This window comes from Vibrio thalassae, from assembly GCF_900089835.1.
GTDB lineage: Bacteria > Pseudomonadota > Gammaproteobacteria > Enterobacterales > Vibrionaceae > Vibrio > Vibrio thalassae.
On record NZ_OANU01000092.1, the window covers coordinates 1 to 20458 of the forward strand.

Sequence of the window (20458 nt, forward strand, 5' to 3'; positions counted from 1 at the left end):
GGTAAAACGTAACTTTACTGGGAGAAAATTCTGGGCAAGAGGTTACTGTGTTAGCACAGTAGGACTCGATGAACAGATGATTCGTGAATACATACGTAATCAGGAGTCGGAAGAAAAACGCCAAGAGCAGTTGCGACTCTCGGGCTTATAAAACATAGCCCCTTCTAGGGGCTTTCATCATACTACCGGTTTCACCGGTAGTTTTGATTGGTAATGCGGCGCTGATGGCGAAAGGGATTATGATTCGTTCGACATTGGTGATGGGGATTGGCGGGATTGTTAATGTAATCTTCGACTATGTGCTGATTTTTGGTTTTGGCCCTTTTCCTGCCATGGGGTTAGCGGGAGCTGCCTACGCTACGGTTCTTTCTTGGGCGGTCATCTTCCTCTTGATGATGATGTTGTTAGTGCGCGAGTCGTTGCTCTCACTCAGCTTCTTTATGGATATTCGACAGGCGATAAAGGATCTCAGAGGCATGCTATACGTTGCCATGCCGGCAATTGCGGCTCAGCTTTTGAACCCAATCGCGATCGCAGTGATAACCCGCATCGTGTCTGGTTACGGCGAGGATGCGGTCGCGGCTTTTGGTATTGTCACGCGCATAGAATCGCTAATTCTGGTGGGCATTTTGTCATTGAGTGTGGTGATGACGCCTTTCGTGGCTCAGAATTTCGGCGCTAAACATTGGCATAGATTGGATAAAATCGTTGCTCATGCCGGGCGACTGACCGTGTATTGGGGGATAGCGGCCTTCACTGTGGTGGCGCTATTTCCACAGACGATCATGACGCTGTTTACCCAATCTGATACGGTTGTGGCACAAGGAGTTGATTATTTTTGGACTGTCGGCTTAAGTTTCCCTATGTTTGGCCTGCTACTCATTACGACCTCTTTTCTCAATGGGGTGCAATCGCCTCGAACGTCGCTAAAACTTACCATGGTGAAGTCGCTCGGTTTGACAATACCGCTTGCTTTGCTTGGGTCATATTGGTCGTTAGAAGGGACTTGGGTAGGGTTGTCCATCGCCAATGTAATCGGAGCATGGTATGCATACAAAGTGCTGAATCGTTGGCTCAGTGAGCATGGTTCGACACTGCCAAACCAAAGCATAGTTAATGATTATAAATCGGATCTGATGTTTTGGTCGTCAGGTAAGTAGGGCGAGATACGCATTACGCCGCTCATATCAGTAATGCTGATTGATATGGAGCGGCGTGGTTCGGCGATTAGCTCATCATAGGAATGACCAAGCGCCGCTTAATGATTATGTTGACGTTCAATTTCGATCGCTTTTTGGTAGTTTGGATTCTTCTCCAGCTGCTCAGAGTAGCGCTGAATGTTGGCGTATTGGCTAATGACGCCTAAATTCGTGACAACATCCACCACGAACGACATCATGATGTCCGCACCAGTCAAACGATCTTCAATCAGATAGCGTTTACCCTCAAGTTGCTGATTCACATAATCCAATACTTTGTTTTGTTCCATATCTGCATAGCTTGATAGGAAGGCGGTTTCTGCAGGCTCTTTTGCAAGAAACACGTTCAGAAGTAGCGGAAGCATCGCAGAACTTTCTGCAAAGTGTAACCAAGTCAGATAATCGGCGTAGATGGGGCTTTGACGAGCTGGTGCCAATTGATCTGCGCTAAATCGCTCAATAAGATATTCAGTAATAGCGCCGGATTCGGTGATGATTTGGCCGTCTAATTCTATCACTGGGGATTTGCCAAGTGGGTGCACCGACTTCAGCTCGGGCGGTGCAAGAAATGTCACTGAGTCACGCTGATATGGGACGACTTCATAATCGAGGCCAAGCTCTTCTAGCAGCCAAATAATTCGTTTTGAACGGGAGTGATTGAGATGGTGAAGTTTGATCATGTCCGATATCCTTGAAATTATATTGTGCGCAATATAATTGTTACCTATTTAATTTGTTAAGGCAATAGAAGAATGCGAGTCCATGACAATTAATGACCTGTTAATACAGTAAGTTTTTATCGCTGTTATTAGAATGAGAATCGAAAAGGCACGATGGTTGAGGAGCAGGGATGAAACGTTGTATAGGATTACTATTATTTTTCAGTGCATTATCCAACGCGGGGGAGTTTTCTTCTGTCGTATCACCAGTCGACGGATGCTCTGGGGACTTTTTTACCCAGAAAGCGCGAATATTTAACGTAGTGACCATTTGTGCCACCTCATCGGTACCCCAAGATAAGCTCAAACATGCGGCGAATGTAACCGCACAGTGGCTAGACAACGACCAAAACGGTCAGATGGATGAACCCAATATCATCGAGCCTCTTCAAAACAATCACGCGACTTTGTTAATGAGCCAATCAGGTTTTAGTGATGAGGCTTTTGAAAAGCTCGAACCCTATTTTTCTCATATGATAGGCCAAGATCTGTCTGCGGATGAAACCGCACCAAGCTTTGGTCGTGATGCCTCCCAAGAAGAGATACATCATTTGATAGTCAATGCAGGTTGGCAGCCGTATTTACCAATGGTATTTAGTGATAAGAGCGCTAAAAAAAGTGACTTGTATAAGCAGTGGCAACTTGCAGAACAAAGAGGGTGGTACAGCTATGATGACCCTACATGTGATGATGCATGTAAGACGGTTGAGTTCTTTTATTTGGCGACGGCGGCGTACTTAGGGTCTAGTGTTGATTTGAAAAGTGATGAAATGCGGATAAAAAGTCAGAAAGAGCTCAAGCACTTATTGCCGGATCTCGTCTCTTTAATGGAGTCAGAACGTTATCATTACCCAACTCATATGTGGCCAGATGGTCAATATCGTTATCCGGGAAATATCACGTTAACATCGCAGGTTGAGTGATACGAAAAAAGGCGCTTAAGCGCCTTTTTTTGATGTTTACCTATTGAAGATAGGCATTCAACATCCAAAGTAGTTTTTCTTGTTCGCGAATGTAGTCGCCCATTAGTGCTGCGGTACCTTCATCACTGGCATCACCCGCTTGCTCTAGGATTTCACGCTCTTTGTTGATAAGAACAGAGAAGCCGTTTACTAAGCCTGAGACACACTCTTTACCACGGAATGCATTTTGGTGCTCTTCGATCGAACTTAACTCTAAATAGCGACTGAAGCTATGGTCAGGCGTATGGCCTATGGTCAAAATACGTTCTGCAAGTTCATCGATTTTAGTTTGCAAGTCGGTATAGATTTCTTCGAATTTGGCATGCAATTCGAAGAATTGTTCACCTTTAATGTTCCAGTGGTAACCACGAGTGTTCATGTACAACACTTGGTAGTTAGCGAGTAGTTGATTAAGCTCAATCGCAATAGAATCAGCAGCTACTTGGTCAAGACCGATAAAGTTAGTGTTTGTCATAATACTTTCCTCTTTAAATCAGAGTGGAATCTTGTTTCGTTGGAGCCAGTATATGAGTAGTTACTACGAAATTTAAATCGATTTTAAGTATTGCTGCAATAGTCACGATCTATCACAAACCAAGACGAAATCTGGCCAATTAGTGATTCAAAATCACCTCATCGTTGGCAACGCGATGACGCTCGCCATAGATGCCCTCTTCAGTGCGCACCCCACAGCTGATGATCATCGTAATTTCGTCATGTGCATCAATACCGAGAAGCTTTTTCGCTCGGACCGAGTCAAAGCCTTCCATCGGGCAAGTATCGTAGCCTTGCTCACGCATTGATAGCATAAAGGTCATTGAGGCCAGAGCAGCACTTTTGTGCAGACACACGCGTACATCTTCTTTACTGACCTCGCGCACCATAGGTTTGTTTCTACCAAGCCAGAAGCTATATATTTTGCGCAGTATCCCGCGGATGCCAAACGAGTCATTGTTATAAACCATAGGAATCAGTTTGTCGTAATACTTGAAGGCGCGTTTTGCCGTTTCATCTTCACGACCATTAAAGTTACTACGGACAATATCAGCGTTCATTTTCGCACGCTGTTTCCATTTGTTTGGGGTGACCGTTACTACGACCAGTTCGTTAGCAGTTTTCGCGGCATTTTGACCCATGCAGATATCGGCTAATTGAACGCGTTTCTCTTCACTGATGACCCGATGAAAGGCCCACATTTGCATATTGCTGCTGTTGGGGCTTAGTGTGGCGTGTTCTAAGGCCTTTTTAACGGCGTCATGGTCAAAGAAGGCGCTCTGATCGTATTTTCGAACAGAGCGACGTGTATTGAGGAGTTGCTCCAGATGCGATGGCTGACTCATTGTGGTGTCCAATCATGAAAATTGGACATTTTCTAACAGGTCTTATCGAGGTTCACAAGAGCTTGGTGAGATTGGTTGGGTTAGTGCTCTTAGCTTTTTGAATGCTAATGGGGTTTTTTCTAACACGATAACCAATAAGTAAGAGCCAAATAGCGTTCCAAAGAATACGATGAGATCACGTGTCCACTGACTTGCTCCTAACATTCCTGCGATGTTATTCATGTAGATAGTCACAAGAAGATGGACGACATAAATAGGCAGTACCCACTTTGCAAGGCTATGCCAGACTGGATGATTTCCGAAATTTGGATGATTCAATAGCCAGAAGAAAATACCTGTCGACCAGAAAACGGTACCGAGCAGAAAATCATTCATATTGAATACTTGGCCTAAAGAGTTGAGATAAAACGCTTCAGAGAAGTGCAATACCATACCAAATAACGCAAGTATCACAGCGTGCGTCGAGGTTATTGACCACTCTCTTCGTCTTACTTCAAATCCGATTGCAACCATCAAAAAACTAAAAAACGGCCCATTACGGCTGAAGATAGGGGTTTCAATTTCGGTGAGAGAGAGGTAACTGCCTGCCATCAAACCATAAATATAGAATATCGCTGCGAAAGGAAGCAATAAAGCACGACACTTGTTGTCGACAAACCAGGCAATCATCAAGACCGCTAATGCAAGGGATGGAATAAACCATAAGTGTACTAATCCCCCCTCAAATAGGGAGTTGAGCGGAGCTTGCAATAAGTAATTCCAGTAGCCTTGGCGTTCAGCCAAATAACCATGTTCGGCCACAACGGCTAAGTTGAAAGGCAAAACCAAGTAAATCACACTCCAAATCAGCCAAATTAACATAAGAGGTAATGTGTAAGCCTTGGTGGTTTGGTATGGCTTTGCGTTTAATTTAGGGTAAATCAGGTAGCCCGCAATTAGGAAAAACAACGGAACGGCAAAGCGGGCGAGTTGATTGGTAATGTAGTTAAGCCAAGGCTCATCGCCAATAAAGCCATAATCCATAAAAAGCTGGCAATGAATGGAAATAACAGCGATCAGAGCGATGACTCGAGCGAATTCGAAACTGGCGATTTTTTGCTTTGATGACATAAATGGAGGTCACGATTCCTTAATAATACTTCGATGCAAACAGTATCATCTAGCCCATTTTTCGCAGTGTTCAAAGTCAATAATTGCGCCTCTGAACTGACCTGAATTGAAACAATTTGTTGTATATCGCAATTTTGGCGAGTGAGATGTGGACTATTCTTACACGTTTATCGTGCTACATATCAGAATCGGTGATAGGACCTATTTTGAAGGGGAGCGTCTGATTTACTACAGTAGGCGCACTGAGGCATGTTCGTGCTTTGGTACCTTAAGCTTGTCATTAACTTAAATCGTAGATTTAAGCCTTGATTGAAATGGGTGTAGAAACACTTTTCGAATCCCTGCGGCTCCTATTCTGGAACCGTTTTTTTTGTCCCATTAGGAGTTAAGTATATCCGAACGCTACTTAGATATTACTTGATATATTGAACACTCATCTCTGCGTAGTATGCCCTTGTAACGCGAACAACAGGAATGGTTATGGGTAAGTTAGGCGAAGGGTATGATGACCTAAATTTCGACGTAAACGAGAATGACGTTGAATTTCTTGGTTGGAATGACAAAGAATGGTTAATTGAGTTAGTGGTGTTTCTGCTCATTTTGGTTAGTGCGACGGCTATTATTGCCTATCGAGTGTGCTTCGATGGATAAAGAGCTTCAAGAAAACAGAACGATACGCAGACTGACTTGCTATTGGAGTCTTTACTTCATTAGCTTGTTAGCGGTCGCGATGGGAGTGTTACTCGAAGTGATGGCCACTTGTTAAAGTTGCAAGCGACCATGTATTGCGGGCACAAATACAGCCATACTCAGGCGATCACTTGTACCAACGGTGTTTATATGCTCTCGAGTAATCGGGGAGATTAATACTAGAGTCGAGATCATCGCAAGGCTCTAGTGGCCCTATAACGGTTCGATAGGGCAGAATACCTGCCCATGTTTGCAAATCGAGATCCTCTTTATCGTCATTGACACAGTGGCGGCCAATTTTTACCGAGGCTTCGTTGAGTTCAATCGCAAGCACTTGTGTTGCAGTGAGTTCTTTGTTGTTACTGAGACGAACCTCTTCGGTCCTACCGGGAGCAATATGCTCAATAAAATGGTTTAACACTCGATCTTTCTCATGATTATCTTTGATGTTTTCAAACTGGCCAAAGACAACGGCACTTCGGTAATGTGCACTATGATGGAAAGCGGAGCGCGCTAATACCCAACCATCAAACAGGGTAAACGTTAAGCAGGTTTTATGTCCCGTTTTGAGCGTGCGAAGCAAACGGCTATTTTTGGCCCCGTGAATATAGACCTTGTTGTCTACTCGCCATGCTAGCATTGGAATCACAACGGGACCTCTGTCTTCTTCAATAGCGATGTGAGCAATTAACGACTCATCAATAATGTCGTAAAGCGCTTGCGGGTCAAAGACCGCTTTATGACTGCCTTTTTTTATCTGTGTTCGAGTTGTATTTGAAAGCATTGACGTTCCCTATTCGATGACTGTTAATGCTAAAGTAAAAAATATCTGGTACTCTGGTTAGGTCCAAACAGATAAAAATGGTGGATCCAATTTGAATGTTATTGATATTAGTGACATCTCATTAGCAGAGTCCGGTGTCACGCTTCAACACAACCTATTTAGCCAAATACGCGTCAGGATCCTAAATGGGCGCTGGATATCGGGTGCTAAACTGCCGTCCACTCGTACGATGGCACACCAGTTGAAGGTGAGTCGCAATACCGTGATTCAAACGTATGAGCAGTTAGTGGCGGAAGGGTATCTAGTTTCCAAACCACATAGTGGCTTTTTTGTCTCTTTAACGCTACCCGACCAATACCTCAACGCACCTGAAACTAAAAATACCCCAGCTTTGGGGACAGATAACACGCCTAGCAACGGTTTATTTGCGCCTGGCGTGGCGGAACTAGCGTTGTTTCCTACTGCGCAGTGGAACCGTTTATTGCAACGTCATGGCTCGCGAGTTTCTTTGCTGGGAAACCAAGATCTGCAAGGGTATCTGCCACTTCGAGAAGCGTTACACCGATATTTAACTAGCAGTCGCTCTGTCGTGTGTCACCCTAATCGAATCATCATTACCTCTGGTGCTCAACAGTCTATCGCTATTGCTCTACTGGCGATAAAGCGCTTGGGGAATAATGGCAAGTGGTTGGTTGAGTTTCCGGGGTACCGTCAGGTGGTCAAAGTGTTGGAGACTTTCGATATGGACTATGATTTTGTCAACGTGACGGCAGAGAAAGGATTAGAAACTGCCCAGATCCTCAATCAAAAAGCACTTGGCGTGTACTTAACACCAAGCAATCAATACCCAATGGGGAGTTCCATTCAAACGGAACAGCGTTTGCAGTTAATCAACTGGGCTCAAGAAAACCAAAGTTGGATTATTGAGGATGACTATGACAGTGAATTTCAATTTGATAGTCGTCCATTACGAAGTATGCAGGGGTTGGCTGCAGAAAGTGGCAATACCAAGCGGATGGTGTATATCGGTTCAATGAGCAAGGTGATGTTTAATGCGTTGCGAATCGGCTACATGGTGGTGCCTAAAGATTTGGTCGACGTTTGCTTAGACATTAAAGATGCGCTTTCTGGGGATACGCCATCGCATACACAAGCGGCGTTAGCCGAGTTTATTGATGAAGGTATGTTGGTTCGCCATATTCGAAAAATGCGCCGCCGATATGAGCAAAAATACAGAATAATACAGCAATGTATTAGGGAGCACTTTGGCAACGAGTGGCAGATTGTCTCTCAGGGAGCAGGACTGCACATTACTGTTCAGTGGCAAAGTGAGGTCGATGAACAGCAATTCTCCGACCTCGCTCAATCTCACGCTATCGTCGTAAGGCCGATGACTTACTATGAACCTATCGGCCACGAGCGTCGCTGCGGCTCGGTGGTGTTAGGTTATGGAAATGCGCCGTTAGAGTCGATACCAGAAAGTGTGGCAAAATTGGCGGCGCTTTATTTTGAGCTAATAAACAATGGTTAAAACTTCCGATAAACATGAGCGGGATAGACATATATGTTCGAGCTAAAACTCATACTTCGTATCTCATTTCGTGCGGCTGAAGAAGCGACGATTACTTAATCAGTTTCAGCAAATGCTTGAATTGATCGCCTCGGGCAACTTTTTGCAATTCAAACAAGGCCATTTCAGTGGATGTCAATACGGCGCCTTGTTGTGAAAGGCGATGTATAGCGAGATCTTTATTTTCAGGTGTACGTGAAGAAATGGCATCGACCACAAGGTGGACTTCATACCCCTGTTCAATCAAATCACAAGCGGTTTGGTGAACGCAGATATGGGCCTCAATACCTACCAAGATAATTTGCTTTCGGTTGCTACTTTGAAGTGTTTCTTGAACCGATTTTTCACCCCAAGCGCTGAAAACATCTTTAGCAATCGGCGAGAGGTGTGGAAGTTCTTGGCGAATTTCATCGATGGTATGACCTAATTTATCTGGGATTTGCTCTACCCAAATAATCGGTAACTCCATGAGCTTAGCAGCCTTGGTCAGCGTATGTAGGTTGGTGAACAAACGCTCTTTATCGTGCATGATTTGGGCAAGCTTACCTTGTACATCGATGATCATTAGTTGGCTATTATCTTGTTCTAGCATTTAACGCTCCTGTTCTAATACTTGTTCTACAAACTAGGTTCCAACGGTGCCAAGCCCACTGCGCCAAGACAATTCGACTGGCCACACCATAGAACTATCATCATCTCCCACATTGAGCTTGGTTACTAGACCATAGCCGCGAAATGTCTAAGCTATCTTAGGCATATGGCATTGGGTTTTGCAGTATAGAATCTTTACCCCTTGTTATGGTTTCTTAATACGGCAACTCAATTGTGTTAGCGGTTCGAAAGTATCATTTATCGGATAATACACGCCGCAAACGTCACCTTTGAGCTGCAATTGAAACGTAACGGGCATTTCGGTAGTGCTACCCGTAATAGGTAGCCCTTGTTGATCGCGGCTCACTCTCCGCTCAATCAGCAGTGTGTCGTTATCTTCAAACACATTATCTGCTAGTAGCGGCGCTTTACCGCCACGTAATTTGATCATGGCTTGTTTAATTTCCTGCTTCGCCTCTGCAGATGTGCCATTACTTAGCGCAGGACGCGGCTCTTTATGATAATAAACTTGGCAAGCCACCATAAACAGACATAAGCACCCTGCTACCAACGATTTCATCCGTGATTAATCCTTAATGGTCCTTATCACCATACTGTTGCGCAGAGGGTGGAAGGGCGGCTTGATTGCTAGGCCTGGTCTTGCCAGCATATCCTGCGTCGGTGCCACGTTTATAACACCGCTGACAGGGCATGTTTCTGTTTCCATGTAATTTAGCGCAGCCGCTAACGTGGCCTCATTGCTATCCCCGAGAGTATGGTCAAAATCATCCTCTACCATACAGCCAGGTACCTTGGCATCCAGGCCCATTTCCAAATCAATATCATTTTTATTGGTAGGTACAAAGCCATCGGCAAAGTCGGCAAAACCCTTTTCGTTTTCGCCTTTAAATTGCACGGTATAATATACCCAGCCGCAGTTAGGTTGAGGAATAAAACCATAGGGCTTACCGCGGGTGGTGCCGCCAATCAAAATAACTTCAATATCTATTCCTCTAAGACCATTGATCAAGGCTTCACTTGCAGAAGCAGTGTTACTGGAAGATAAAATATAAACCTTTTCCATATTGACACTGGGTAGTTCATCACCAACTTTTAAAGCGTCCCAATCAATAGCAAATGGAAAGAAGGGAATTGGGTCATCTGGCTCAATTTTGTCATTGTACACCTGTTGACTAAAAGTGCGGTTTTGACTGCCCTCGCCAGCAATCATATAGCCCACTTGAGCCGATTGATAAAGTAGGCCGCCACCGTTGTAGCGCATGTCTAACACTAGATCATCTACACCATCCTCACTAAAAGCAGTAAAGGCTGAAATCAAGTCATCCTGCGCCATGGACATAAAGCCATTGTATTGGATATAACCGACTTTTTTACCATTAGCTTCAATAATCTTATTGTTTTTAACGTAGGAGACCAGTACTTCTTTTGCCTTCAAAGTCACTGTTTTCTCACTACCCGTAACAGTTTCAAAGGTAAATTGATAATCTGTGTCGAGCTTTGGTGAAAACAAAGCGCCATTAATAATATCGAGCTCAGCCTGATTGTTGCTGTTGACTACATCTACATCATTAATTTTTTTGAGTGTATCGCCTCTGGTAACACCAGCGATCGCAGCGGGGGAATTATCGTCGGTGAAAGCGACGATAATGACTCTTGGTGCCATAACTTGTTGAAAGGACCAATGCAGACCAAAGCCTAGTTGCACTCCAGACTGACTCTCAGCCATATAGTCATCATAACTTTCATCAAAGTGAAACTCATCTTTATCTCTACCTGAATCGGTTTTTTCGCTGGTTTTCAATTCGTCAAAATAACGTAATACAGAGCTAAAATTAGCAGGGTTAGGATCCGGCAGCTCGTCATACCATAGATAGGTTTCATGACTAAAGGAGCGCAAATACATTTTTTCGTCCATTTGCGTACCCTGTTTATCCGGATAGGCTTGACCAGTATATACATCTGTGCCGCTGCGAGGGGTTTGACACCGATCAGCAAATTCACTGGAAGCAAGATAGCTACCGGCAACCCAAGTATTGGCGTCACTGTTACTTTGCTCGTCGCCTCCACCACAGGATGCGACAAAAATAATGACGGCACAGAGCAAGCTAAGCTTGAAGATATTTGTTTTACACCGCATCGGCTCTGCTAACATTTTTTGCTATTTCCGTTGTAAAAGTTGAGGGTCACTCACTTGTGACCATATAGGCTGATTTAGCTATCAATAACTGAAAGTATGGCACACAGAACAACTAACGAGTGTGATGCAGTTATGAAGTTGAAACTTCTGCTTTACGATGACTGCGCTTCTATTGTGGCTACTCTAGAGGTGGCTGCCCTTCGAGCTGTTCAAGGACAATTTGGTAATGCTGTCAACCACCTTCTCCATCACGTTCAAACCAATCCATGGTTTTTACTTATAGAATTGCGACATGAGCGAGAGGTTTTTACCATGATTTCAGCTATTGAATGTCTTATTCTGTCGAGGTTCTCGTAGAGAGCGATGGTTAATAGTTCGAAATGAGCACCTGTGAGAGTTAGCTTAAGGTTAGAAGGATGTGTAGAACAGGACGAGTTGGGCATTTTAGTCTAGAGTATTAACACCAATTGCATAAAAAGGAAGTGAAATGAAGTCGTTAAATCAGTGGTTAGATGCTTACGGAGAGAGTCACCAGAATAGTACTAATCGGAAAATACATAAAATTGCCGTTCCCGGTATCTATCTGTCTATTGTGGGATTGATTTGGTGCCTGCCGCACTTATCACTTGGAGGCTTATCAATCAATTGGGTGTGGGTTGTGATGCTACCCGTCATGGTTTTCTATTTTCGTTTATCGCGTTCGGTATTTATTCAGATGTTGATTTTTACGCTCGCGTGCTTAGCCATTATTACTTTCGCTGCGATGTTTGGCATATCCGTGCTCACTGTTTCCATCGGATTGTTCGTAGTACTTTGGATAATGCAGTTTGTTGGTCACAAAATTGAAGGAAAGAAGCCATCATTTTTTGATGACCTGCAGTTTCTGCTGATTGGTCCTATTTGGGTGTTTCGTCAGAAGTGATGCGACTACAGAAAAAGACCCCCAACAGATGTTATGTTGTCCAACTATTGGGGGTGCTTCACAGAGTGGTTTTTTATCTACAAGCTGTGACTGTTGAGTGGCTTAGAACAGTCCTTGGTTCATCGCAAGGTGAGCAACAATACTCGCAGCGTAACCAAGAGCGATCACTGGCATCCATTTCAAATGTCCAAAGAAGGTGTATTTTCCGTGTGCTGCGCCCATTAACGCCACACCTGCTGCCGAACCAATAGACAGCAAGCTACCGCCCACCCCTGCTGTTAATGTGACAAGTAACCAGTTACCCATAGAAAGCTCTGGGTTCATGGTTAGGACTGCAAACATCACTGGGATGTTATCGACAATCGCAGAGAGGATCCCTACCATCACATTGGCCCAAACGGGATCCCATTGGGTATACATGATTTCGGAAACGACACTGAGATAACCCAGCAGACTCAATCCACCGACACACATCACTACGCCATAGAAGAACAGTAAGGTATCCCACTCGGCATGAGAGACTCGTCTAAATACATCAAATGGTACGATGGAACCGAGTCGTTTTAGTGCGGTTTCGTCGTTATTTGCAATAGCAATGGCTTTCTTTTTAGCAATAGAGCGAGGCAGTGTTTTACGCAAGAAGAAACCGAAGAATTGCAGATAAGCCAGACCCATCATCATGCCCATAACGGGTGGGAAATGGAGCACGGCATGGAAAGCGACGGCCGTTGCGATGGTGAGGATAAAGAGGCCAACTATGCGAAATGCTCCGCGTTTCAGTTCTACATGGGCGTGCACCGCATCTGGTTGTGTCTTGGGGACGAACAGCGACATGATTACCGCAGGCACGATGTAGTTAATCACAGATGGGACGAACAGCGGCATAAATTCGGAGAAGGACACATGCCCTGCTTGCCATACCATCAAGGTAGTAATGTCACCGAATGGACTGAATGCTCCTCCGGCATTAGCTGCGACTACGATGTTAATACAGGCAATATTTACAAATCGTAGATTGCTTCCCCCCACCTTAAGCACGACAGCACACATTAATAATGCGGTGGTGAGGTTATCGGCAATAGGGGAGATGAAGAAAGAGAGGATACCTGTTAGCCAAAATAAGGTCCGAAAGTTAAACCCTTTTCCTACCATCCAAGATTGAAGTGCATCAAACAGTCGTCGCTCTTCCATCGCAGAGATGTAAGTCATAGCGACCAATAAGAACAGCAGTAGTTCGGCGTATTCGAGCAAGTTGTGTTCTAGCGCAGATTGGGCCACTTCTATTTGGCCAAGGTCTTTGTACACTAAGCCGATAATGATCCAAATTAAACCTGCGGCAAGTAGAACTGGTTTGGATTTCCGTAATTGTAGGTATTCCTCCATCATGACAAGAGTGTAAGCAATGCCAAAAATAACTAATGCGGCATAACCTACGGTGGTTTGAGTGAAGTTAAAGGTGTCTGCAGACACCGTTTCCGACGCGAAAGTAGACGTGGCGATAAAAGGAAGTAAAAAAAGGGTCTGCCATCGACTTTTTTTCATCATGTTTTGATCCTTCAAAAGCTAAATAAAATCAGGCGCTAACAATTGCGATACGATATTTTAAAGGTTATTCAACATTTTCGTTGTGACCTAACTCCAATCTGATGAAGACCTTGTGGCTAAAAAAGAGACTTTTGACAATGTTTTGATACCTCCTAGGCTTAGAAGATAAGACCAATCCAGTTTGCTGCAGGAGTGCGAATTCATGAAGACAGTCATGACCAGCCTATTGATGGTACTGATGTCCTTTATGGCCAGTCCCGTATCGGCGGATTCCCAACCTTATGTTTGTGACAGTGCCAACAAAGCAAACTTGCCGTTTCCAGTCTTAGAAACAGAATGTCCGATAGGTGAAGGGCTTTGGGGTAATAGTGAGCCTACAGCAAACGACAAATCATTTTGGATACAGTGTGGATTTGTGCAATCGGGAAGCCTTCGAGATGTACCGAATCAGTTACAACAAAACGTGAGTAAATCGATTTGGTTAAAGCCTGAGCTAAATGGTGACCGCTGTTTGATTGGTCCCTATGATACCTTTCAGTCTGCGAGTAATGATTTGGCAGAGGTGAAAGCATTGCCTCAGTACGAGGATGCATTCATTCGAACCACACATGTCTTTCTTACGACCAGTGAAACGCAATTAGTAGCAAGTGCGGATAAACAAGTGAGTGAAGGTTACCGTGCAGCAGCCACAGCGACTCCCTTTATGATTGCTGGACAGCATGGGCTTGATGAATGTCTTTGCTAATTTTAATAGCAACCAAAGCTTATTAGTACGCTTTAATACCAAATGGCTTGAGCTTATTTGGCAGTACTTCGTCTAATTGTGTTATATCCTCAGGAAAGACTTCGATAAGACTCAGATCATGCTCCTGATAGAGCGCACGAGTGTGTTCAATGGTCTTAACGTCTGCCGCTCCGTTATCTGAGCCCCAATATTGCAGGTACACCTTTCCTTGTGGCAGATAAAAATCACTCACAACATCTTTTTCTATGGGCAATTGTCTTTGATAAGCATGAACAACCCCCGCCATATACAACCAGTTATCAATGATTAACTCACCTTTAGATTGAACGTAATGACCGTCGAGAGTGCGATGCTTAGCAGCAAATTTTTGCCGAAAGCTGGAAAAAGATTTCTCTGTGGAGTGCGCTTCGGCGTCTTGCCCCTGAAATTCTATCACCGATTGTTTTAATCGAGCATGACGCAAAACGGAAGGGTGCCACACCACAAACTGATTATTGTTTTGTTTATCTTGACGAAGACGAGCTCCCGCGCGAAGACCAATGGGCGTGGCTTTCCATTGGTTTTCGTCACGCTTTATCCAACCTAGCTCACTCAGCAGTAGGTTGATCTTTTTAGCTGGAAGCGAAAAGTGGTCGCCAAGCTGGGTTGCGGTCAGTGTTGCGTCACTGAGAAGTGTCTCGTCGATAACAAGGTTTGATGGCCACACGATAAAGCGTCCATATTTATCACTGTCTACATAGTCACCGCCAAAACGATACCCAATATCGGTCAGCAACCAGCTGGACTCGTGCCAGCTGATATAACCTGCTCGTTTTAATAGTGTAAACAGAGCTTTGGGTTCTTGGTTGCGACTTTTCGCCAGTGCGGATGTGGACAGTTTATCGTGCATTCGGTTCCTTACTCGGTTTGTTCCAAGAGAGTTAACAGCCGTTGTGCGGCTTGTTTGGGTGAGTCGGCGTGACTGATCGCGGAAACGATAGCAACGCCATGAACACCAGTTTTTGCTACGTCTAACAAGTTTGTTTCGTTGATACCACCGATAGCAACAATAGGTAGCGTTATCTGCTGCAATGCATTCGATAACCCCTCAAGCCCCCATTCGGTTTTTATGTTGGTTTTGGTAGCCGTCGAGAAGATGGCGCTCAGCCCAATATAGTCGATAGGGAGCTGCTTTGCTTGTTGCAGTTGCGCTTCACTTTCAATGGAAAGACCAAGAATCTTATCTTCACCGATAAGCGTTCGCGCAAGAGTCGCCGGCATGTCGGTCTGTCCTAAATGCACGCCATCGGCATCAACAGCGAGGGCGACATCTACTCGGTCATTGATAATCAACGGAACGTTAGTACCCTCAAGCGCCTTTTTGACCGCCGCTGCTTTGTTGATGAAGGTTCTAATATCGTGGTGCTTTTCGCGTATCTGCACCATAGTGACGCCACCTTCAACCGCGTGCTTCACGACGTTTATTAATGTGTCGAGATCTTGGTTTTCATCCGTAACAAGATAAAGTCGATAAGGGTTGTGAGCCATTGTTATTCCTTAGCATTCTTGAATGTTAAGGCGGCGCAGCACTTCTTGATCATCAAGTTGGTACAGTGCATCAAGCAAGTTCATTTGTAGTGAACCTGGGCCTTTGGATTGCTCAGCGCCGATTTCACCCGCGATAGCAAAAATTGCCGTAGCAGCAAGGCCTGTGGTTTCGCCAACCGCTGCAAATGCGCCTGTTACTGCCGACAGTGAGCACCCCATACCTGTGACAAACGGCATCATCTCATGACCGTTATTCAGTGCGTGTGTGGAGGCTTTTGTGACGACATAATCCGTTTCACCCGAGATAACCACACAGCAGTCATAGGCGTCGACCAAGGCACGAGCCGCAGAGAGCGCTGCTTCGCTTGAGTCTAGTGCATCGACACCTTTGTTTTGTGATTTTTCCCCTGCCATGGCAATGATTTCTGAAGCATTACCACGAATGATTAGGTTGTCGGCAAGCTCTGCAAGTTGACGAGCGGTTGAGGTTCTTAATTTGGTTGCGCCGCAGCCAACGGGATCAAGCACAACAGGCTTATTGTTGTCGTTGGCTTGCTCTACGGCAAAGAACATACCTGGACGCCATACACTATCCAAAGTGCCGATATTGATGACGAGCGCACCTGCGAATGACATCATTTCCGCCATCTCTTGTTTTGAGTGCGACATAATGGGTGAAGCGCCAACGGCCAATAGTGCGTTCGCTGTGTTGTTCATAACGACGAAATTAGTAATGTTGACGACGAGAGGTTTTTGTTCACGTACTTTTTGTAGCGCGTTGATAATAAGGTCTTTATTCATGTTGATCTCCAAACCTAGATTGAGCCGCTAGAATGACAATAAATGAAAACAGGCTCAGGTTATGACGTTTTGAACGATTGTAATAGTATTTGGCTTTGTTTGCTCTAGATAGCATGCAAAGACGTGAGAATAATGATGCCTATGGTACAGGTTAGTGTCGATACTACCGTGGTAAGAGCAATAATATTAGCCGCCAGTACCGCGTTGCCTCCCATCGAGCGAGCCATGACATAGCTAGCTGCTGCGACGGGAGAAGCACTCATAAAGAAGAGAATCCCAAGCTCCAGCCCTCGAAATCCAAACCAATAACCGGCTGTTGTCACTACCAGTGGCGCTAAGATAAGTTTATAACTACTTGCCAGCCAAGCGGGCCTTTGCTCTTTTTTCATTGAACTTAAATCCAAGGATCCACCGGTACACAACAGCGCTAAAGGTAAGGTCATTCTTGCAAAATAGTTGCCAGCATCAATGGCAATATCCGGTACAGGAATCGACAGTAGATAAAAGACAAGCCCAGAGACAATAGCGATAATTAACGGGTTTTTTGTTAACGTGGTCAACATGATTTTACCGGCTGAAACGCCTGAGGTCGCACCTTTGGGCGTTAAACAGATCACGGCTTGAACATTGTAAATAAAGGTCGTGACTGCTACATAAATTGCCGCCAGAGCGACACCTGTTTCTCCATACGCATTTGCGACATAGGCGAGCCCAATAATGCCTGTATTTGCCCGAAAGCTACCTTGAATAATAACGCCTTTATCTGCCGAGTCGCGAAACAGTGTGCCTACAAAGGCATAAGTAAAGATGAAGAACAGGATGTTAGCGATGATACTGAAGGTAATAAACTGACTTGCCGCCGAGAAATCGTGTTCAGAATTCACAATGCTCAAAAACAGCATGGCAGGCAGTGTAACCTTGAAGACTAATTTAGAGGCTACGTCGATAAAATTATCATTAATTAAACCAATTCGTTTGAATATCATGCCTAAAATGATCATAAGACAAATCGGTCCTGTAATAGCAACAGAGAACAGCAGTTGGTCGATCAGTGAGTGCATAAACATTCCATATTGGCAGGCATAAGGGCACTGAATAATTATTCCATATCTAGTCACTCGTTAAAATGAGGATTGAAAAATAGTACGACCGTGCTAAATTGATGTCAGAACAGTTTTTGACGGGGACATGAATGAGTAAAGGTAAGCTGACCAAAGAGCATATTCTCACTCAAGCATTTGGTATCGCGAGTCATGAAGGCTTAGAAAGTCTAACAATTGGCGAGTTAGCGAAGCAATGTCAGATGTCCAAAAGTGGTTTATTCGCGCATTTTAATTCCAAAGTGAATTTGCAGGTTGCTGTCGTTGAATATGCTGATGCAACGTTCCAGAGTCGCGTGATTGCCCCAGTTAGAGAGCATCAGCACGAGAGAATGTCGGATAAGCTTAGGCATCTTATTGATAACTGGATGAGTTGGAATCAGTCCTTTCAGGGGAGCTGTCTGTTCATTGATGCGTGGCGCGACAATCGTCAAGACGAATTGCAGGCCTCTTTACGCAAAGCGATACATCGTTGGATCGGTTATCTAACGATTCAAATTGAGAAAGCGGTTGATCGCGGTGAGTTCAAAAAAGATCTGGATGCAAAGCAAGCCGCGTTTGAACTTTACGGTCACTATTTAAGCGCCCACGTTTTTTATTCGCTTGTTGGGCAACAAGAAAGTAGTCAAAGATTTTGGAATAGCGTGACCAAGTCGTTTGAGTCTTGGTCACGCTAATCAATATTTTTTATCACAAAAAAGCACGACCGTTCGAAACGTGCTGCAAGGAAGATTTCGTCATGAGTGACAAAATTTACTTCAACACCTCCAATAAATTTAGTTTTAAGAAGCGCATGATCAACCTAACAACTCGCGCTCATCATACACTAGCGCCTAATCATGCTAAAAACACAGCAAAGAAATTGTTACTAACTCCGGTGCGATCCAAGCCTAAAAACGCCGAACCATCAGGGCTAATAAAAGGCGAGATTTCGACATTGGAAGGTATTTTGAAAACGTATCGCCTTGGTACGGGGCCTGTGTGGATCTTGACGCATGGTTGGTCTGGGACAGCGAGTCAGTTCTTCCCCTTGATGGAGCATATTGCGAGTCGAGGATTTACTGCGTTGGCGTATGACCACCCTGCTCATGGAGAAAGTGAAGGTGCTTTTGGTCACATTCCGGCTTTTGTAGGCGGTTTAGAAAGTTTGTTGGATCATGAAGACGATGTGGCGGGACTTGTTGGTCATAGTATGGGGACGGCGTCTGCTATCGAATGTAAGCACGCTAAACTGCAAGACAAGCCTCTGTTACTGATTGCTCCGGTACTAGACTATTTGGACAACTTGTTTGGTAGTGTGGCTCGTTCAGGCTATTCAATGCGTTTGTTTGAGGCTGTCGTTGATGATATCCAAACGCAATACCAATACCCTCTGCAGACTATAGACCCTTACAACAAACTGGCTCTTCGTAATGCAGATACCATTATTGTTCATGATGAGAATGATCGCTTTACGAAACACTCAGTGTCAGCAAAAGCAGCGAGCGAAATGCCTAATGTTGAGCTTGTGACCACTCAAGGTCAGGGACATGGGCGAGTGATGCAATGTGAGGAGGCAAAATCAAGTTTTGATAAACTGATTAGCCGCCAATAAAATCAAGATGTTGTAAATATATCCATATTGTTGATGTGGTTAACAGATTGATAATTTTTCATTATGCGCTTGGTTTTCCATATGGGATCATGTTGGGGTCCCATAAACGTAGAAACTGAGTGTCAGTATCGTATCCCCTTTAATAAAACTATATCGGATACAGTCAGCCTTCTGATCGAATCTAAATTCCGGTTTCACTACCTCGTTTATGGCGTTAGGGCCACGACCTTGAAGCGTGTTTTAAGATCGTTTTCGCCCATTTACCTAAAGGAAGCCATAATAATGAATAGAAACGATAGTGTCCCCTTACCCTCCAACACCCGAGAGTGGTTGCTTAACCGTAATAGCATGATCATCCTTGCCGATGTTCTGCTGTTTGCCTTGCTCTATTTCACCTTACCTTTTGAACCAAGTGTTGCACTTGGTATTAGTATCTTGGTGTTTATTGCTGTGTTGTGGTTGACCGAAGCGCTCCACGTCACTGTCACAGCGATATTGGTGCCAGTAATTGCGGTCTTGTTTGATGTATTCGATACACAAACGGCTCTCAATAATTTTGCCAACTCAATTATCTTCTTGTTCTTAGGTGGTTTTGCTCTGGCAGCCGCTATGCACCGACAAGGACTAGACAAAGTCGTTGCTGATAAAGTGCTTGAAATGGCAAAAGGTAAAATGAGTGTCGCCGTATTTATGCTGTTCGGCGTGACAGCGTTGTTGTCGATGTGGATAAGTAATACGGCCACTGCAGCGATGATGTTGCCACTGGTGTTGGGTGTCTTGAGCAAAGTTAACGAAGACAGTGGGCACAACACTTATGTATTTGTACTTTTAGGCATTGCTTACAGTGCCAGCATCGGGGGTATTGCTACTATGGTTGGTAGCCCACCTAATGCTGAGGGATCCCCACATCTTTCACCGGAACTCTGCCGCACTTATCGCTTTGAGGCCTCCTACGGCTAAGGCCAGATCCTTCACGCTAAATGAGTAAGCTTCTCTTCCTATCAACTCTTTACCGAGAAAAAAGTAGGAAAGTACCCGGCGTGTTCGAATGGTATTTGCTTGAAAATCCTTGTAGTAACCTTTGATATAAGCGACCTTACC

22 protein-coding genes and 1 pseudogene are annotated in these 20458 nt (G+C 44.5%); 10 read left to right on the forward strand and 13 right to left on the reverse strand.

What is annotated here, in order from left to right; genetic code table 11:
• Nucleotides 1–151, forward strand: a 151-nt coding sequence (locus tag VTH8203_RS18530; protein WP_208617716.1) for a transposase, incomplete at its 5' end; no start/stop codon positions are given.
• A gap of 73 nt (nucleotides 152–224) precedes the next feature.
• The gene (locus VTH8203_RS18535; RefSeq protein ID WP_244181259.1) at nucleotides 225–1160 is read left to right on the forward strand and encodes an MATE family efflux transporter; all 936 of its coding nucleotides are present in this window, start codon (nucleotides 225–227) and stop codon (nucleotides 1158–1160) included.
• Between the two features lie 98 nt (nucleotides 1161–1258).
• Here VTH8203_RS18535 and VTH8203_RS18540 read toward each other — a convergent pair whose 3' ends face one another.
• Nucleotides 1259–1879, reverse strand: coding sequence for a glutathione S-transferase family protein (locus tag VTH8203_RS18540; protein WP_096994965.1), 621 nt, complete (start codon nucleotides 1877–1879; stop codon nucleotides 1259–1261).
• 170 nt (nucleotides 1880–2049) lie between these two features.
• Here VTH8203_RS18540 and VTH8203_RS18545 point away from each other — a divergent pair, with 170 nt between their 5' ends.
• Entirely contained in the window at nucleotides 2050–2841 is a 792-nt protein-coding gene (locus VTH8203_RS18545; RefSeq protein WP_096994966.1) for a hypothetical protein, read from the forward strand.
• A gap of 40 nt (nucleotides 2842–2881) precedes the next feature.
• On the opposite strand, the gene VTH8203_RS18550 is transcribed toward VTH8203_RS18545, so the two are convergent.
• The 3 genes from VTH8203_RS18550 to VTH8203_RS18560 all read right to left on the reverse strand — a co-directional run bounded on the left by VTH8203_RS18550 (nucleotide 2882) and on the right by VTH8203_RS18560 (nucleotide 5330).
• Entirely contained in the window at nucleotides 2882–3355 is a 474-nt protein-coding gene (locus VTH8203_RS18550) for a Dps family protein (RefSeq protein ID WP_096994967.1), read from the reverse strand.
• A gap of 139 nt (nucleotides 3356–3494) precedes the next feature.
• Nucleotides 3495–4220 (reverse strand): nitroreductase family protein, encoded by a 726-nt coding sequence (locus tag VTH8203_RS18555; RefSeq protein WP_096994968.1) that lies wholly within the window; start codon nucleotides 4218–4220, stop codon nucleotides 3495–3497.
• Between the two features lie 42 nt (nucleotides 4221–4262).
• On the reverse strand, nucleotides 4263–5330 hold the full coding sequence (locus tag VTH8203_RS18560; RefSeq protein ID WP_096994969.1) for an acyltransferase: 1068 nt from the start codon (nucleotides 5328–5330) through the stop codon (nucleotides 4263–4265).
• Between the two features lie 480 nt (nucleotides 5331–5810).
• Here VTH8203_RS18560 and VTH8203_RS24800 point away from each other — a divergent pair, with 480 nt between their 5' ends.
• Nucleotides 5811–5981, forward strand: coding sequence for a hypothetical protein (locus tag VTH8203_RS24800; RefSeq protein WP_096994970.1), 171 nt, complete (start codon nucleotides 5811–5813; stop codon nucleotides 5979–5981).
• 166 nt (nucleotides 5982–6147) lie between these two features.
• Here VTH8203_RS24800 and VTH8203_RS18570 read toward each other — a convergent pair whose 3' ends face one another.
• Nucleotides 6148–6804, reverse strand: coding sequence for a pyridoxamine 5'-phosphate oxidase family protein (locus VTH8203_RS18570; protein WP_096994971.1), 657 nt, complete (start codon nucleotides 6802–6804; stop codon nucleotides 6148–6150).
• Between the two features lie 91 nt (nucleotides 6805–6895).
• Here VTH8203_RS18570 and pdxR point away from each other — a divergent pair, with 91 nt between their 5' ends.
• On the forward strand, nucleotides 6896–8335 hold the full coding sequence (pdxR, locus tag VTH8203_RS18575; RefSeq protein ID WP_096994972.1) for a MocR-like pyridoxine biosynthesis transcription factor PdxR: 1440 nt from the start codon (nucleotides 6896–6898) through the stop codon (nucleotides 8333–8335).
• A gap of 91 nt (nucleotides 8336–8426) precedes the next feature.
• Here pdxR and VTH8203_RS18580 read toward each other — a convergent pair whose 3' ends face one another.
• The 3 genes from VTH8203_RS18580 to VTH8203_RS18590 form a co-directional block, all read right to left on the reverse strand.
• Nucleotides 8427–8966 carry a hydrolase gene (locus VTH8203_RS18580; protein WP_096994973.1) on the reverse strand — a complete coding sequence of 180 codons (540 nt, stop codon included), beginning with the start codon at nucleotides 8964–8966 and terminating at the stop codon, nucleotides 8427–8429.
• A 204-nt stretch (nucleotides 8967–9170) separates the two neighbouring features.
• Nucleotides 9171–9545 carry a hypothetical protein gene (locus VTH8203_RS18585; RefSeq protein ID WP_096994974.1) on the reverse strand — a complete coding sequence of 125 codons (375 nt, stop codon included), beginning with the start codon at nucleotides 9543–9545 and terminating at the stop codon, nucleotides 9171–9173.
• Between the two features lie 6 nt (nucleotides 9546–9551).
• Nucleotides 9552–11138: a S41 family peptidase gene (locus VTH8203_RS18590; RefSeq protein WP_096994975.1), complete on the reverse strand. Its 1587-nt coding sequence runs from the start codon at nucleotides 11136–11138 to the stop codon at nucleotides 9552–9554.
• A gap of 472 nt (nucleotides 11139–11610) precedes the next feature.
• Between VTH8203_RS18590 and VTH8203_RS18600 the strand changes: the two genes are divergently transcribed.
• A complete protein-coding gene (locus tag VTH8203_RS18600) occupies nucleotides 11611–12045 on the forward strand; it encodes an Mpo1 family 2-hydroxy fatty acid dioxygenase (RefSeq protein WP_096994977.1) in 435 nt (144 codons plus the stop codon).
• Nucleotides 12046–12147: 102 nt separating this feature from the next.
• Here VTH8203_RS18600 and nhaD read toward each other — a convergent pair whose 3' ends face one another.
• Entirely contained in the window at nucleotides 12148–13590 is a 1443-nt protein-coding gene (nhaD, locus tag VTH8203_RS18605) for a sodium:proton antiporter NhaD (protein ID WP_096994978.1), read from the reverse strand.
• Between the two features lie 202 nt (nucleotides 13591–13792).
• Here nhaD and VTH8203_RS18610 point away from each other — a divergent pair, with 202 nt between their 5' ends.
• Nucleotides 13793–14335, forward strand: a complete 543-nt coding sequence (locus tag VTH8203_RS18610; protein ID WP_096994979.1) for an SPOR domain-containing protein — start codon at nucleotides 13793–13795, stop codon at nucleotides 14333–14335.
• 22 nt (nucleotides 14336–14357) lie between these two features.
• On the opposite strand, the gene VTH8203_RS18615 is transcribed toward VTH8203_RS18610, so the two are convergent.
• The 4 genes from VTH8203_RS18615 to VTH8203_RS18630 form a co-directional block, all read right to left on the reverse strand.
• Nucleotides 14358–15224, reverse strand: a complete 867-nt coding sequence (locus VTH8203_RS18615; RefSeq protein WP_096994980.1) for a glycerol kinase — start codon at nucleotides 15222–15224, stop codon at nucleotides 14358–14360.
• An 8-nt stretch (nucleotides 15225–15232) separates the two neighbouring features.
• Nucleotides 15233–15862 (reverse strand): thiamine phosphate synthase, encoded by a 630-nt coding sequence (thiE, locus tag VTH8203_RS18620; protein ID WP_096994981.1) that lies wholly within the window; start codon nucleotides 15860–15862, stop codon nucleotides 15233–15235.
• A 9-nt stretch (nucleotides 15863–15871) separates the two neighbouring features.
• Nucleotides 15872–16663: a hydroxyethylthiazole kinase gene (gene thiM, locus VTH8203_RS18625; RefSeq protein WP_096994982.1), complete on the reverse strand. Its 792-nt coding sequence runs from the start codon at nucleotides 16661–16663 to the stop codon at nucleotides 15872–15874.
• Nucleotides 16664–16767: 104 nt separating this feature from the next.
• The gene (locus tag VTH8203_RS18630) at nucleotides 16768–17724 is read right to left on the reverse strand and encodes an AEC family transporter (protein WP_096994983.1); all 957 of its coding nucleotides are present in this window, start codon (nucleotides 17722–17724) and stop codon (nucleotides 16768–16770) included.
• 131 nt (nucleotides 17725–17855) lie between these two features.
• Between VTH8203_RS18630 and VTH8203_RS18635 the strand changes: the two genes are divergently transcribed.
• The 3 genes and pseudogenes from VTH8203_RS18635 to VTH8203_RS18645 all read left to right on the forward strand — a co-directional run.
• The gene (locus VTH8203_RS18635) at nucleotides 17856–18440 is read left to right on the forward strand and encodes a TetR/AcrR family transcriptional regulator (RefSeq protein WP_096994984.1); all 585 of its coding nucleotides are present in this window, start codon (nucleotides 17856–17858) and stop codon (nucleotides 18438–18440) included.
• Between the two features lie 62 nt (nucleotides 18441–18502).
• Nucleotides 18503–19357 (forward strand): alpha/beta fold hydrolase, encoded by an 855-nt coding sequence (locus tag VTH8203_RS18640; protein ID WP_096994985.1) that lies wholly within the window; start codon nucleotides 18503–18505, stop codon nucleotides 19355–19357.
• Between the two features lie 282 nt (nucleotides 19358–19639).
• Nucleotides 19640–20251 (forward strand): annotated as a pseudogene (locus VTH8203_RS18645) (SLC13 family permease); the annotation flags it as partial.
• Nucleotides 20252–20458 lie beyond the last annotated feature (207 nt).